The following is a 16,944-nucleotide window of genomic DNA, read 5'->3' as shown; positions in this document are numbered from 1 at the left end:
GCATAGATGCTCTCGAACTGGAAAGAGAGCACAAACCGGAACCCGCACGCCGCGGCGTAACGCTTGATGAAGTGGCAGATTTCCTCCCAGGCGCTTTCAAACCTGCACGCGCGGAAATGGAACGAACCCAGCAGGCCCACCTGCCACGAGGCCTAATCCCTTCCGCTACGACAGCTTCCGGCGGGTCGACGATCCCGAAGCCGGTGTTGGATGCTGGAAGATATCCGCGCAGACCGTCAGTACCGTCGGAGTACTCGGCCTGGATCGAATCCAGAGCGTGCAGCACGGCAGCCAGATCTGCACCGGCTTCGACTTCGAGAAACAGCGAAATGCTCATTACCTGCGCAAGCCGATGAGGGTATGCCTGTTGAAGAACCGCATCTTCCCCTCGATCGTGAAGTCCGTGCGCCTGATCTCGCCCAGCATCATCTCGCGCTGCTCCTCGCTCAACGTGCAGGGCTCCAGAACATTGGCCTCCAGTACTCGCCCCGGGGGCGCCAGTCGCAGCTCGACAATGCAGGCATTGCCCTCGATGGGAACACCTGCTGGCCACGCCGTCATTGCAATCGCACGCATTTGCTCCTGGTACTCGACCTGCTCCGCTTCCTCCATCTGCGGGTCCGGCAGATCCGGCGGGTTCGCCGCCACGTGCAGAGCAGACTGCGTGGGCGTTGGCTCTGATATCGAACCAACGATCAGTTTGATCAGGGTGTTCTGTGAGGCCGTTACCGCCAAGGCGATCACCAGAGCGGTGTAGCTGACACCACCAGCCTTCTGCAGCTCAAGGTGCCTCCGATGTGCCCCGCGATGCTCGGCATCAACCTTGCGGACAATCCTTCGGCAATGCGCCAGGTACAGCGGATTCGCCAGGATTCCTGCAAGTACGCGAAACACCACGAAGGAGAGCAAGGACAACCATGGCAGCCCCAGCAGCACGAAGGTGGTCATCAGCAACGGCGAAAGGATGAACCAGATCGCGCCCCACGCATGCATGCGCCGGAAGAAGAACCAGAGTGACGAGAACAGGAATGCCGGCCAGTTCCAGCGCCTTGGCGCCCTGCCGCTTGCGTCGTACAGCCTCCAGTAGTGGAGGTAGGTGGAGAACCGGTCTCCTACCACGATCGCCAGTGCGTCCTTCTCGCTCGGCCCATCAGAGGTTGCATCTGTGCTCTGTACCGCTTCACCGACGGCGCTGCCGAAGGTGGGTTCAATCCTTGCTCTCATTATTTTTCATCCAAACTCGACACGAAATCACTCAAGACCGCTTACCACGTAGCATCTCGGCTATTGAGTCCCACCCCGCCTGTACTCAGCGCGGCCTTACTCGAACTCAATGCAACGACCATAAACACTCTCAAGCCACGACGCAGATTGCAGTCACGACCTGCTCCGGCTCATCCTCAAGCGGCACACCCCAACCGGAAATTTCGAGGGCAGCGTACTGACCTCCGCTACAGAACCACTCCTCTGCTTCATCGAAATGCAACTCGGTGAAGCCAAGAAAATCTGAAACCAGACTTCCAATGCCAACTGAACCTGCTGCAAGTCCACGATAGGACTTACGTGCAACGACATCCCACGGCATCCCCAATGCGTAAACCTTGATCGCCCGCACACCCCAGTCGCCGATCGTAATAGAGAGCGCAGCCATATCACCAGTGCGATCACCGCCAAGCAGGGAGAACGGGAGCCCGCCGTTTCCATGCTCGTCAGGACCATACCTTTCCAGACGAAGATCAGGCCCGTCCTTAAACCTGTACAACTGAGCATCCGCGTCGATCAGAAATGCAGCAATAGCCGCGTCCAGATCACCGTATGACGCATGCAGAGGTATGGCTGCCATGGATACGCCAGGAACAATCGGCGCATCCCAATCAATTGCACACAAAACCCCAGACCACACCATTTATTCCCACACCCACATTTCGCTCAAAAGATAACGAATAAATCTCAATGAAAGCTAAACTCTAAGTGTGCGAAACAACACCGTACTACTCATGCACTCAGCGCCACCTTTACTCGCTCCAAGTCGCCCAAGAAATCTACGAGCTCGGCTCCATTCAACGCCTGAGAGGCATTACCGACGCTGTCGTCCGCGCAACTTCCTGCAAACTTAAATGGAATCTCATCCTCAACCTCACAAAGCGACAAAGCCCCCCTATCCAATATGCAAGCAAGAAGCGCAGTTAGCGCAAAAATCTCCTCCTCGGGAAAATTCTCCAACTTCAACTCGAGAGAAGAATATGCAAATAGAATAGCTTGGCCGAAGTCATAGCCCAACTTACCCATGCCCTCTTCCACATCAGAGCTTACCGACCTCACGTAATCACTATAACCCCAACGCCTCATCATCACTTCCTGCTATAAACATATAGCTGCCGTCGGCCTTGCTTGCACTGGTGTGACCGTCGGCTTTCCACGCGGTGCCGGACGACACCTGTACATACGGATCGTCCCCGCCCCCCGCCCGATAGCAAAGCAATCGGGCCGAGCGCCAGCGGTTCGGAAACCAGAAGGCGAGTGCTGTTCATGGGCAGATTGCCACCATGGACCATTGCCACCATTCGACACCGCTTTTAACACGACGCCTCCGGTCCGCCCGATGCGTCGACGCGCGGCGGAAGCACAGATCAACAGACCATTTTCTGAGAAGCGCCGAGGCGGCAGACCAGTCAGAGGCAATGACTCCTAAGAATCAGCCCAGAAAGAAAGACTAAGGAAATACCTAGCACTAAGCGTCATCACCGAAATAGAACAGCACGCACTTCCCTCCATCTTTCCCAACCAAGCTTATCGGCCGAACGGTATCACCACCATCAACTGAAATCTCTACATACATGCCTTGATCCTCAAAAGTCATAAGCTCCTCAATTAAATCCTTGATCGTCTTACCACGAACCACCCAAGAAGACCCACTCAAAGTTCACCCCCCTATCCTTTTCAAACTAGAATCAAACGTACCAAGCCGGGTATCTCGGCTACCTAGCGCCTTCACCGATTTCGCTGCCTTCCAAGCACCACCATTATGGCCATCCACATCCCTTGAAATAAATATCTTTCCATTAGTAAAGACAAGCTCACCATCGTGAGCAGTCTCCTTTACACGCCTAAAGCCCAAAGCCGTGGCAGCAGCAGTCGCCTCCTTATTCGTTGCATAGACTGGCCCAGACGTCGCTCGCTGCAGTGCTTCGGAGCTGCCCGCTTTCGCCCCCTTCCCGAAGCCTCCGCTCCCTTCGATTATGGTAACAGCGCCATATTTTCGAAGCAGTACCTTCGCAAGCCCAAGCCCTAGCTCAGCTGACGATTCCTTCGAGAAGAGGCCGTACTGATCGATCGTCCTGTCAAGATTTCCGGTCCACTCCGCCAGTGCAGCTACAGTGTGCTCCTGAGGCAGGATATAGACCGGCTGGATCCCACCGTTCTCAAATATCAGCTCACGATAGGCACGTCCATTGATGGAGTGGGCAAACGAAGAAAGCGCCTCGCTACTGCGGCCAAGATCATCGAACAGCCCAAGCTCTCCGGGCCACAAGCCATACTTGTACGAAACGGCCGCATTGACAAACGCCTGACACGCGGGGCTCGCTGAGTTCGCAGTGCACACCGAGAGCAGCTCGTAATCCATTCTCTCCGACAATTGCTTGGCAACGTCGCGTACCGTCTTCTGGCATGAAGTGTCACCCCCGCACTCGTCGAGCTGCTGCTTCAATACACGAGCCTGGTCCTCTGCAAGGAAGTTATTCTCAACCGAATTCTTGGCGATCCCCGCATTCAACGCGATCCCAGCCAGATCCTGCCCTGACAACCCACTCGCCAGTGCTCCCACCGCCTGCGACAACGCCAGCACCATCTCCTTCTGCTCCGGGCTCAGCCTGGACGGGTCTCCTCCGGTCAACGTATTGGTCAGCACCTTCGCGGCCAACTCACCGCCGGCCGCGGACACCGCTCCGGTTCCCGCGCTGCCACCATTGGCTTCTGCCAGCAGCGCACCCAACACCGCATGCGACAGCAATTGCAGGGTCGCATTGGGATCGCTGCCGTGGTTTGGGTCCAGCTTGCTGCCGATGAAGTAAGCGGCATAGGGCGCCAGCGCATTGGACGCGACCTGACCGGCGCCCTGGCCGGCTACGCCCCCTACCACAGCCGTCGTCACTGCGCTCAGGGCACGGCTGTACTCACCGCCATCACCCCACTTCTTCGCATCGTTATAAGCTTGGCTGTTTGCCGTCAGCACCGCATCGCGCTGTTCCGCGCTGAGCGCGTTGAACGCCTTCTTATCATCGGACGACAGGCCATCGTAGTACGCCTGGGTTGCCTTCTTGCTCTGATAGGCTTGAACGTCCCATGCAATCTGCTGGCTGGTGGCCATCACCGTCCCAGCGGCAGCCGCCATCGCCTGCTGGTCTGCCAGCAGCTTGCTCGCATCCGGCAATGCCTCCAGCGCACGATGCGCTCCACTGGCGTCGGTGTTGATGCCCAGCTCCGCCGCCGACGTCTGCTTGCCACCGATGGTGATGTTGCCCTCGGTCAAGGTGGCAAGGGTGGAGCTGCTGTCGCTGCCCTTTTCCATCATCGGCAGGCCCGGACCACCTCGCGGTGCGGCCGTTCCCGGCTTGGGCGCCCAGCCATCCATCTTCCCGCCCGCACCACCACTGATGCTGCCGGAGCTGGCCGTGTAGTCCATGTGGTTCTGCAGGTCAGTGAACGTCAGCGAGCCCGCAGTCAGTTCGCTGTTGCCCGCATGGGTGCTGGCAATCGCGCCGCCCACCAGATTCACGTGGCCGGCGTCGACGTGGTACCCACCATTGCCTGCAAACAGGCCGCTCTGCTGGCCAACACCCTGATAGCTGCCGCTGGCCTTGCCTGCACTGGCATACCCGTCGGCATTCCACGCGGTACCGAACGACACCTGTACGCGGCCACCCACCTGGCTGTTCCTGGACATGCTCTCGGCGATGTCCTGCAGCGACTCGATCGTCAGCGTGCCGCCGGTCTTGACGTCGATGCGATCAGCGGTCGCCGTGGCGCCACGCAGCGTGGTATCGCCCTCGGCCTTCATCGAAATGTTCTTGCCGGTCAGCGTGGTGTTCTGCCAGGTGCTGCTCTCGGCATTGGCCTTGCTGCTGCCAACACTGGCTTCGGCGTACACGTACACGCCGGTCTGCGCGCCTACAGAGACCCCCACGCCGACTTCGGCGCCGGCATTGCTGCTCTTGCTGCGGTCGGCCACATGCGCCTTGCCTGCTTCCAGCAGGATGTCGCCGGCCGAATCCAGGCTGAGGGCGTTGCCTGCACTCAGATTGCCCTGCATCACGTGGATGTCGCCCGTGGTGCTGGTCAGGTTGACGTTGCCACCGCCCTGGATGGTGGAGCCACGCGACACCCTGCTGCTGCCATCGGCACTGCTGTTGGCGGTCTTGAAACCGATGCCTGCTTCAGCACGGAACAGTTCGCCACTGCCGCCACGGCCGGACAGTGCCGAGATCGCACTGGCTGCCTGGTACGCGTTGGCGCCCGCCGCCATGCCCTGCATCTTCTGCAGGCGATCATCCGACTGACGGGCCGCGTCCACGTTGTTGATCAGATCGATCAACGGCGACTTCACCCGCGCGAACGCGCCGATCTTCAGGTCCTTGTCGCTCTGCGAGTAGTGGCCGATTTCGTCGGCGGTCAACAGCTCGATCTCGGCGGCGGTGATGTTCACGTCCTTGGCGGCCACCACGTTGCTGGCCGTCTGCGTGTACTTGCCTCTGGCGGTCAGGTTCACGCTGCCGCCCAGACTGCCGATGCTGCTGGCCACCTGTGACACCTGCGCGCTGTCGTCCTGGTGCTGCTCGCGGTGCCAGCCGGAGAACTTCTCGGTATCCGATATCTGTACCGTGCCGATCGCCTTGCTGTCGGACGTATTGGCGTTGCTGACCGTATCCTGCCCACTGCGCACCAGCAGATCACCGGCGGCACGGATGCTGACGTCCTTCTCGGCCGCGATGTTGGCTGCGGTCAGGCTGATGTTGCCCTCGGTGGTGGCCATGCGCACGCCGCCGCCGACCGACAACTGCGTGCCGGTGATGGTGTCACTGCTGCCGCTGCCCTGGCTCTGCGAGTTGTTGGTACCGAACGGCAGGCCGCTGGTGTTGTTGGCAAAGCCCCAGCCCTTGCCGCGGCTGCTGCTGTCGCTGCGCTCGGTGTTGTGGGCCACGTCGAACACGATGTCCTGGGTGGCCAGCAGCACAGCGTTGCCCTCGGCCGACATCTGTGTGCCCTGACTGAGGATCGAGCCGCCGTTGGCAATCAACGTGAGATCGCCGCCTGCAGCCAACTGGCTGACGCGGGCATCACTGGTCGAATGGCTCTGCTCGCTGCTGGCGCGCTGGCTGCCGGCGGTCACCACGGTCGACGTGGTGGCCGCACGCAGGCCGGAGGCTGCGCCTTCAGCGGTGCGGGTGATCCGCCCCATCGCCGAACCACTGTCGGCCATGCCGTCGGTGGTCGAATCGCGGGCGCTACGGTAGGCCTTGGTCGGGTCGTAAGTCACGCCCACGGAGAAGCCGCTGGACTTGCTGGCCTGACTGGATTGGCTGTCCGTGGTGTCCTGTCGCGCCAGCAACGCAATGTCCTTGCCCACCAATGTCAGGCTCTCGCCTGCGGCGACGTCCGAGGCCTCGATCGTCAGCGTGTTGCCAGCATTGATCAGCACATTGCCGTCGCGCGAGGCGATCGCCGATCCCACCTGGATGGTGGACTGCTCGGCGTGGGTGCTGCTGTTCTTCGCGCTGCTATAGCCCACCGATGCCACGCCGTTGCCGAAGCCCCCGGTAACGCCGGACTTCTTTTTGCTTTCGTTGGACTCACTGCTGTGATGGTCCTCGGCGGCAGTGATCAGCACATTGTTGCCAGCCCCCAGAATCACGTTGCCGGTGGCATCGACCACCGCACCTACCGCAGTCAGATCGCGGCCAGCCGTGATGTTGATGCGCTCGCCCTGGATCGCCGTGCCGATGGCATAGCTGTCGCTGGCGTCGACGCTGCGCGTGGTGGTGGTGCTGGAGAGCGTCTTCTTTTTCTTGTCGTAGCTGTCCAGACTGTAGTCGTGCGTCTCGTTGGCCGAGAGCAGGTTGACGTCGCGGCCTGCGGCCACGCTTACCGCGCCGTCATTGCTGTCGACCAACGCGGCTGTAAGGCTCACGTCCCGGCCCGCGTTCAGCAGCAGATTGTCTCCGGCCTGCAACGTACTGCCGCGCACCGTTTCATCACGCTGGCTGACCTGCAGCGAGCTGCGCTTGCCTGCATTGGCAAAATCCCGGCTCTCACTGTCCACCAGCGCCTGGCTGTTGATGTCACCGCCGGCCTGCAATGCCAGGCCACCACCAGCATTGATCTGCGCTGCAGCAAGGTTGATGTCCTTGCCAGCGGCGAGCACCACGTCGCCAGCGCCCTGCACCGACGAGGCAGCGTGTGTCGTCCTGCTGCTGCGCTGGTGGTTGCGTTCATCGAAGGTGGCGTCGCGGCGCTCCTCCAGCGCAATCGCGCCAACATCCAGAGTGCCGCCTGCGGCCAGCTGGGTCAGGCCGTCGGCGCCGGCGTTGCGGATCTGTGCGGCCTGCAGGTTGATGTCACCGCCAGCCACCACCGACAGCATGCCGTCGCCACTGGGGTTGGTCACATACAGACCAGCAACCCGATCAATGCGGTTGGTCTCGTACTGGTAGGTGCCACCGCCCTGCTGTGTCTCCACCGTGGAGGCCACCGTGACATTGCCCGCGGCCTTGACCGACAGCGCATCGGTGGCCGTCACGGCGGCACCGACAACACGGATGTCCTTGTCCGACGACAGCCCGACGTACTGGCCGGAAATGCTGCCGCCCAGATGCTCGATGTTGCCGGCATCGATGGTCACCAGCTTGCGGCCGGCCATGTTGCCGGTGTTGACCAGGCCATTGCCCAGTTTGATATCGACATTGGCACCGGCCAGCAGTGCACCGTTGCCGTCGAGGTCTCCCGGGCGCAGGCGCAGGTAGACCTGCGGCACCAGCGCGGTGGTGGTGCTGCCATCGGCCAGGGTGACGGTCTGCTCGACCAGCCAGACGATGTCGCTGGTCAGCTGTGCCATCTGCGCTTCGGTCAGCGCCACGCCGGGGCGAAGGCCCCATTCGCTGGCCACCGTGGCACCGGCCTCCAGCAGCGCGCGGTACTGCGCCTCGTCACTGGCGTAGCCGTCCAGGAAGCGGCGACCGGTCAGCTGGCCGATCTGCTCGCGCACCAGCTTCTGCTCGTAGTAGCCATCACCCAGCCGCTTCTGCACGGTATCGGGCGAGTAGCCCATCTGGCCCAGCAGGTGGTCCGAACTCAGCCAGGTCTTGTGGTCGGTGAAGCGCGGATCGGTCTCGACCAGATAGTGGCCGCCGTTGGGATTGACGTTGAACAGGCTGGCGCTCGGCGCGCGCGTGTCCGGTGCACCCATCGCGATGCGATCCGGCGATCCTCCACTGGCTGCGACCACGCGCGGCCCGGACGTACCGGTGTTGCCGCTCACGCCGCCGACGCTGCTCCCTTGCTGGGTACTGGCACCATCGGCCGCCTGTGCCAGCGCGCGTTCGGCACCGGTGCCGGCGGACTGGCCCGGCCCCTGCGCACCGCCATGGCCCGGCCCATCCGGCAGCGCCTTGGGCCCCTGCACGTTGAGGTTGGCCATGGCCGAACCGTTCTGCACGTTCGGCGCGTTTCGCCCCTGGTTGAGGTTGCTCAGGTCACCGACGTCGATGCTCAACGAGCCGCCGCTGACAATGCTGCCGCCAATCTTACCGGTCACCTCGGAAATGGCCGGAGCACTCCAGGTCATCACATCCCCGCCGAACGTGTGGCTGACGTTGGAGAACTGGTGCGTGCGATACAGCGTGGCCGCCAGGTTCTCCACCTTTGCCGCGCCGGTCAGGCCGATGATGTCCAGATCGCCGCCGGCGGCAATGCTGCCGTAGTGGTTGCGCAGGTCATCGCTGCGGATGCGCATCGCACCGCCTGACCGGATGACCGCATCGGCACCGGCGCTCGGCTGCAACACATCTTCGGTCACGGTGCGCGTGGCCAGGCGATACTGCTCGTTGGCACTGGTGGAGTTGCCGCCCGCAAACTGTGGGCTGGTCAGAATGCGGTCGGGATCGTAGTCCTTGTAGGTCCACAACTGCACGCAGTTGGTCGTACAGGTGCCATACGCTGACGAGTAGGTGAGTTTGTCATCGACGTAGCGGAATGCCGGCGAATCGGGATGCAGGGTGGCCAGCTCGGCAAACGGATCGTCGGCACCAGCGGCAACCTGGTCCGGATTGACCTGGTTGTCCTGGCGGCCGACGTAGTACATCACCACCGTGCCGTCCTGCACGTTCAGCCGCGCACGCTCACCCAGCGCGGCATACAGCCCACCGCGCCCGAAGAAGTAGGCACTGGTCTGCGCGGTCAGTCGTACCACCGCACGGTGCACGGTAAAGCCATCCGGCGTGATGTGCGGCGTGTCTTCCAGGATATCGGTCGGGTTGAGGTAGTACACCTCGTGCGCCGAATAGTGACTGGTGCTGCGAATGTCCTCGGTGCCATTCTTGCCGTTGCGCCACCAGGCGGGTCGATCCATGCGCACCGGAGCGTTCACGGTGGTGGTCTGTGTGATGACCACGTTCTCGCGGATGTTGTTGACCACCTGCGCATCGATGGACAGGTTGCCGCTCACATCGATGACCGAGCTGATGTTGTCGATCCGCCCTGCAATACCACTGGCGATGCGATCGGCGCCGAGCGTGCCGCCGATGGCAGCATCACCGCCGCTGTAGATCAGGCCCTTGCCGGTGTTCTGCAGCTCGCGCACGCCCAGGTCCAGGCGCTCGCGTGCAGCCACGGTGCCGACGCGGGTGGCACCACCGGCCTCTTCGGCGCGATTCTTCAGCACGCCGGTGGAGATCGCCACGCGATCACCATAGATTCGCCCGGTGCCAAGATTGTCGATTTCGCTGGCCTCCAGGTGGGTCAGCGCGCCATCGATCAGGCCGCGGTTGGTCAGCTGGCCACGGGCATTGAGGTGGGTCGTGCCCTGGCTGGAGATCTCACCCGAGGCCGCATTGGTGATGTTCTGGGCGTTGAGGTCGAGATTGCCACCACGCACCACACCCTGGTTGTCGAGGTCGCCGTGCAGGTTCAGCGACAGCGTGCCGTTGGCGATCCATTCGCCACGTTGGCGCATGCCCTGCTGCAGGGTGAGGCCGAGGTCACGCTGCGCATGCACCTGGCCGTCTTCGCTGAGCGCACGTGCGACCAGGGTCTGGCTGCCATCGGCGCGCAGCAGGCCGCCGCTGTTGGCGACGTTGTCCGCCTGGCTGTCCAGGTTGCCGCCGGTGCTGATCACGCCGCCGGTGTTCTGCAGCTGGCCGTTGATCTGCAGCCGCGCACCGCCATCGGTGACGACCTGGCCCTGGCTGTTGTCCAGCCACTGGGCGCCGAACTGCAGCTGGCCCGCCTGCAGACCACGCGTGCCGTCGCCGCCACGGGTGTTGCGGTTGTCCACGCTGGCGGCCGTGAGGGTCAGCAGCTGGCCGGCCGCGATCGCGCCGTCGGCGTTGTCCAGGTGCCCGTCCAGGGTCAGGTCGAGGTTGCGCCCGGCCTGCACGCGCCCACTGGCATTGGCCAGGCTCGCCGCCTGCAGCGACAGATTCGCGGCGCTGGCAAGTGTTCCACCGGAACTGTTGTCGACGCGGGCCAGCAGCAAGCGTGCATCGCCTTGTGCATTGACTGCGCCGCCACGGTTGTCCAGCACGCCACCATCCAGCTGCAGCTTTCCGGCCGCCAGCAATCCACCGCTGCCGGCGGTGGCGCGGTTGTCGATGTCCTGCCCGGCCGTGTTGATGGCCAGGTCGGCCGCCGACTGCACGCGACCGCCCTGGTTGTCCATCGCGCCACTGCGAACGATCAGGTCGCCCTTCTGCGTGCCCAGCGTGCCGGCGCGGTTGTCCAGCCGCTGGCCGCGGGTATCGATGTCCAGCTGGCCGCCCAGCAGCGTGCCGCGCTGGTTGAGCAGGCCGTTGCCCTGCAACTGCAGCCGTTCGCCGGCCTGCATCGCGCCGTCGCTGTTGCCCACGCCGGCCGCCGTAGTCACCATCAGGTCCTTGCCGGCGACCAGGGTGCCGTGGCGGTTGTCGAGACTGTCGGCATCCAGGGTCATCATGCCGGTGCTGGACAGCAGGCCCTGCTCGCCATTGTCGAGGCGACCGTCAACGCCCAGCACCAGCGCGCTGCCGCCCGCATGCACGGTACCGCCCAGGTTGCTCAGGCTGGCTGCGGTGAGGGTGCCGGCACCGCCCAGCAGGATGCGGCCCTTCTGGTTGTCCAGCGCCTGGCCGATCGCCAGCGTGGAGTGACCGCTGCCTGCACCCTGCAGCGTGCCCTGTGCATTGATCAGCTGCTGCGCGCTGACATCCAGCGCGCCATTGCTGGCCAGCGATCCACCGCGATTGTCCAGCACACCCTGTACGCGCAGGCGCAGCGCGTCTTCACCGGTTGCGGTGAGCGTGCCACCGGAGGTGGTCAGGGTATCGGCGGTGATGTCGACGCGGCGCGCCGAGGTGGTTGCCGCGGTCAGATCGAGGTTGGCGCCATCCAGCGCGAAGCTGCCATTGCTGAGCACGCTGCCGCCGTTGCCCAGCAGGGTCTTCGCCGAGACCTGCAGCTGGCCGCTCCCCGCGTGCTGGATCCTGCCTGCACGGTTGTCCAGCGCCTGTGCCAGCAGGGCCAGGTCGCCATTGCTGGCCAGCGTGCCACCGGCATTGCCCAGCGTCGTGGCCTTGATGCGACTGGCACCTTCGCCGCTGGCGATGATGCGGCCACCGGCGTTGTCGAGCGTAGTGGCCTCAAGGTCGAGGCGATCGGCGCCCAGCGTCGCGTCACGATGATCCACGTCGCCAGCACGCAGGGTCAGCGTGGCCGAGGAGACCAGCGTGCCCTTGCTGCCGTCCAGGCGGCCGGTGGTGATATCCAGGCCCAGGTTGCCGGCCTGGCGGATGCTGCCGCCTCTGTTGTCCAGCCGTGCGGAAGTGACCGTCAGGCGTTTGGCATTGCTGGCGATCGTGCCTTCGTGATTGTCCAGCGCTCCGGCGATCTGCAGCGTGCCGTCAGCCGTTCCGGCACCGCTGAGCGTGCCCTTGCGGTTGATCAGTTCACCGGCCTGTACATCCAGCGCGCCGTTGCCGGCGATCGTACCGCCACTGTTGTCCACGCGCTGCGCCACGTGCAGCCGTAGCATGTCGCTGCCGGTCGCGCTGAGGTTGCCGCCGGCATTGTCCAGGTGCTGCGCATCGATGGCGATGCGCTCGGCCTGGGTAATGCTGCCGGCCCCCAGCTGCAATTGGCCGCCCTCAAGCATCAGCGACGACTGGCTGAGGATGCGGCCGCCCGCGCCCTGCAGGCCATCGGCGTGGATCTGCAAGATGCCGCCGCCGGCGTGTTCGATCGCCCCACTGCGGTTGTCCAGCCGTACCGCCTGCAATCGCAGATCGCCAGTACCGGCCAGGCGACCACCGTTGCTGTTGTCCAGGAGTTCGCGGGCCTGCGCCTGCAGCGCACCACTGCCTGCGGCCAGCACCTTGCCGCCCTGGTTGACCAGGCTGCCAACCTGCAGCTGCACCTGGCCATTGCCGGAGATGCCGCCGCCGCTGTTGTCCAGGGTGCCGCGCACCGCCAGGGACACTCCCTGCGTACCAGCCGACTGCAGCGTGCCCTTCTGGTTGTCGATGCGACCGGCGTCGATGCGCAGGCCGCCGTTGCCGACGATCTGGCCGCCCTGATTGTCGAGCGCATCGCGCACGTCCAGTGCCAGCTCCGAGATACCCTGCGAAACGATCTGGCCCTGGCGGTTGCGCAGTGCCCCGGCGTGGATCTGCACACTCTGCGCCGATGTCGTACCACCACTCACGTCCAGCTCGCCGCCGGACAACACCAGCGCGCCGTTGCTGAGCAGGCGCCCTCCGCTGCCACGCAACGTATCGGCCTGCACGCTCAGGGTGCCGGTGCCAGCCTGCTGAACCAGGCCGTTGCTGTTGTCCAGCGTGGTCGCGACCAGTGCCAGATCGCCGTTGCCGGCCAACATGCCGCGGGCACTGTTGTCCAGCGTCGTGGCCTTCACCGAACTGGCCCCGGTACCGAGCGACAGCAGGCTGCCGCCGCGGTTGTCCAGCGTCGCGGCGAGGATGTCGAACGCCGCCGCACTGAGCGAACCGTTGCGCAGATCGGCATTGCCGGTCGACCATTGCAGGCGGCCCAGGGTACTCAGTCGCCCACCGCTGCCGGCCCAGTCGCCCGTATCCAACGCGAGACCACCGCCACCGGCGTGTTCGATGCGGCCACCGGCATTGCCGACCTGGCCCGCGCGCAAGGCCAGCTGCGTGGCATTGGTGGCCAGCAGGCCACCGTCGTTGTTGAACAGGCCCTGCACCGTCCACGACGATGCCGCCTTGCCGGCGTGGCGCAGTTCACCACCGCGGTTGTCGAGCGCCTGCGCATCAAGCGACAGGTCGCCGGCCACGCTCAGCGCACCCTTCTGGTTCGACAACAGGCCCACCTGCAACGCGGCATCGCCATGCACCTGCAGCGTGCCGCCATCATTGCGCAGATCGCCACCCGCCCGCAGCGCGGCCACACCCAGGCGGCCTCCACTGTTGTCGAGGCCGGCACGTGTGGCGAGCGATACCGCACCACCGTTGGCGATGCTGCCGCCGTCGTTGTCCAGCATGCCGACGATGGCGATCAGGCCCTCGGCCATCGGTACCACCGGCGAGGTCGGCGTGCCGGTCGAGCCACCGCCTGTACCCGGCGTCCCCGTACCCGGGCTACCGGTTCCCGGCGTTCCGCCGCCACTGCCCGGCAACGTACCGCCCCCCGGGCCACTGCCGTTGCCACCGGATGCGACGGCATCCAGTGCACCCAACAGGCCATTGCTACGGTTGCTGGCTGCGTCGGCCTTGAGTGCCAGCGCTTGCACACCGGTCTGTTCAATGGCGCCGCCACGGTTGCGCAGGCTCTGCGCCTCCACCTGCAAGCGCTGTGCATTGAGCGTGCCGCCGCTGTTGTCCAGCGTGCCGCCGGTGGTGATCGCAACTTCGCGCGTGGCGGCGATGGTGCCGCCATTGGCAAGATCGCCACCGGCCTGCACGCGCACGTTCTGCCGCGACTGCAGGGCACCGGTGTTTTCCAGCCGGCCATCCACCGTCACCACCAGCTCGCCGGCCTGTGCGCCAATGCTGCCGGCATTGCGCACGCCCACGCCGTGCTCGTTGCCGACCAGCCAGATCTTGTTGGCGAACATGCCGCCCAGCGCGCCAACGTCCAGCGCGAAGGCCGGTGCCTCGCCGCTGGCCGCGGTCGCGCTGGCCTGGCTGTGGTCGGCACTGACTACGTTGTTGCCCAGCGTCGCCTGCAGCTGGTTGGCCCAGATGCCGGCGTTGACCTGCAACGAACGGGTGATCAGGTCGGTGTAATCGGCACGGCTGGTGTCCAGGCCATCGCCATCGATCTGGATCGCGCCACCGGTGACCCGATAGCCCTCAAGTGCGCCTGCACCCGTGAACATCGGCGTGCCGGTGGTCAGGGTCACCCGGCTGGCATTGAGGAAACCGCCGCCATTGACCTGGATCCCGGCCGGGTTGGCAATGATCACTTCGGCGCGCTGCCCGGCCACTTCCACGTAGCCGTTGAGCCGGCTGGCCGGACCGTTCACCTCATTGAGGATGACCCGCGCACTGCCGGTGGCAAGCCACGGATTGCCCTGCACCCAGCCACCCAGCTGCGTCTGCACCTGGCCGCGGGCGTTGTTGAGGATGACGCCCTCGCGTCCGACATCGAACTGCGAATAGCGGTTGCGCGACACACCCGCCGCCGACGGCGTGGTGATGTTCACCATCGGCACGCCATTGGGTGCGGTCACCATCGTCGGCCGTTCACGGCCCGGCGCATTCGGATCGGAAATGATGCGCGCATCGGACTGCGCCAGCGCAGGCGTTCCCATGCTGACCCAGCCCAGTGAGCACATCAGCGCGAAGCCCAGCGGCGACAGCGCAGCACTCTGCCGGCCCGGCACATGGCCGACCAGGCCACCGCCGCCCTTCACCAGCTCCGAAGCCACCTGCCAGACGCGCAGCGCGCGGTTGAAAACCAGACGATAGATAGTGTTCATGTCACGTGTCCTTGTGGCGGATCAGTAGCGCCAGGCCAGGCTGAAGCCGAATGTGGTGTAGTCGGTGGGGAAATGGGCGGGTTTGTGCAGCGCCGAACCCACGAAGCCATCCCAGGAAAGCTGCTGCCAGCCGCCGCGCAGGCCCAGTGCCATGCCGGCCAGGTCATGGCCGGACTGCCACTGCGCGGATGGGCCGCCGATGCGGCCGTAGTCGGCAGCCACGTAGAACTCCTGGCCGCCCCCGATACCGAGCGAAAGATCGTTGCGCAGCGACCATCCACGCTCGCCACTGAGCGAACTTTCACCGTCGAAACCGCGCACGGTATAGCGGCCACCGATGGCGAAGCGATCCTGTGGCGAGAGCGGTGTGCGGTTCCACTGCGCCCGCCATGCGGCGGTGTAGCGCAGGCGCTGCTTGCCCAGCTGGAACGGCACGCTGAACTGCGCGTCGGCGGTGATCAGCTTCATCCGCGAGGTGCCTTCCAGCGGCAACGTCGGGTCCCACAACTGCGCCATCTCTTCCGGCGAACGCAGTGCGTGGAAGGCGCCCGTGCCACGCCGGTAGGCCACGCTGGCATCGAGCGTGGCAGTGCCGATGAACTGCTTGTGGGTCAGGCCCAGTTCCCAGCCAGCGGTGCGGCGGCGCTGCACTTCGATCTCGGTATCGTCGATGTAGTTCTTCGACTCGCGCTGCCAGCCGCGCGCGTAGGCGCTGAACTTGACCTTGGCATTGCGCAGCAGCAGCCGGTCCACCCGCGCTTCGGCGTTGCGGCTGCGGCCACTGTACTCGTAGCGTTCAAAGGCACCGACCACGTTCTGGCTGTAGTCGTAGGCGCTGGCAGTAGCACCGAACAGCCAATAGCCGTAGGGCACGTCGTAGTGCGCGGTCCAGCTGTCGGTGTCCTTGCCGCGGCCGTTGAACACGCCACGGCCGGCGCTGATGTAGAACAGCTCGTTCAGGCCCAGCGGATTGTCCAATGACAGCGTGGCATTGGCCTGCAGCTTGCCGGTGCCGCGGCTGCCGGCATCGTCCAGGGTGACGCTGGCGCGCACCGGTGAGCGCTGCGTCCAGTCGATCTGCAGGTCGCTCTGGCCTGGCGCCGCGCCCTCGCCGTCGGCCGGCGCGATCTTGATGTCGGCGCTGACGGTGGGCACGCGCTGCAGGTTCTCCAGCCCCTGCTCGATGTCACGCAGGTTGAGCAGGCCGCCGCTGCGGATCGGCAGTGCATTGGCGAGGACCGGATGCCGTCCCTGCGCGTCGGAGAACACGGCCTCGCGGAACCGGCCCGGCACCACCGACAACGCCAGCGTGCCCTGGTTGAGGTCCTGCGGTGCCGACAGCACGCGCGTGGTGACATAGCCACGGGCGATGATCGCGTTCTGCACACGCTTCATCACCACGTTGATGCCTTCGGTTCCCAGGCAACGGCCAGTGGCCGGATCGTCCGTCGGGTCGGCCGCCGCCAGTGCCCAACCGAAGCGCTGGCTGTCTTCGCCTTCCAGCACGATGCGATCGATGCGTACGCACGGGTGCTCCTGCGCCGGCAGGCGGTCGCTCTCCTTCTGCGCGTCCCGCTCCAGGCGGACGTCGGGACGTTGTTCCTGCTGCTCGCGCAGCACGCGTTCGCGCTCCTGCTGCCGCAGCAGTTCCTGCGCGGCGGGATCACCGGCCTGCTGGGCGGTCGCCGGCCATGCGGCAACGGCGAGCATCAACGACCAACCACGATGGAGCCTCGGCCCCG

Annotated in this window: 5 protein-coding genes; all 5 read right to left on the bottom strand. The window is 64.6% G+C overall.

The features are described 5' to 3' along the window. Positions 1–336: 336 nt before the first annotated feature. Complete coding sequence (locus ACSYHF_RS06030; RefSeq protein WP_447576171.1) at positions 337–1,224, bottom strand: DUF2628 domain-containing protein; 888 nt, start codon at positions 1,222–1,224, stop codon at positions 337–339. Positions 1,225–1,354: 130 nt separating this feature from the next. Further along, complete coding sequence (locus ACSYHF_RS06025) at positions 1,355–1,906, bottom strand: hypothetical protein (RefSeq protein ID WP_447576170.1); 552 nt, start codon at positions 1,904–1,906, stop codon at positions 1,355–1,357. A gap of 89 nt (positions 1,907–1,995) precedes the next feature. After that, positions 1,996–2,289: a hypothetical protein gene (locus ACSYHF_RS06020; RefSeq protein WP_447576169.1), complete on the bottom strand. Its 294-nt coding sequence runs from the start codon at positions 2,287–2,289 to the stop codon at positions 1,996–1,998. Between the two features lie 634 nt (positions 2,290–2,923). Continuing rightward, positions 2,924–15,202, bottom strand: a complete 12,279-nt coding sequence (locus ACSYHF_RS06015; RefSeq protein WP_447576168.1) for a hemagglutinin repeat-containing protein — start codon at positions 15,200–15,202, stop codon at positions 2,924–2,926. Positions 15,203–15,223: 21 nt separating this feature from the next. Next, positions 15,224–16,912 (bottom strand): ShlB/FhaC/HecB family hemolysin secretion/activation protein, encoded by a 1,689-nt coding sequence (locus ACSYHF_RS06010; protein ID WP_425604999.1) that lies wholly within the window; start codon positions 16,910–16,912, stop codon positions 15,224–15,226. Positions 16,913–16,944: the final 32 nt, after the last annotated feature.

It is taken from the genome of Stenotrophomonas maltophilia group sp. P373 (assembly GCF_053295075.1).
This window is presented reverse-complemented; position numbering and strand designations above follow the sequence as displayed.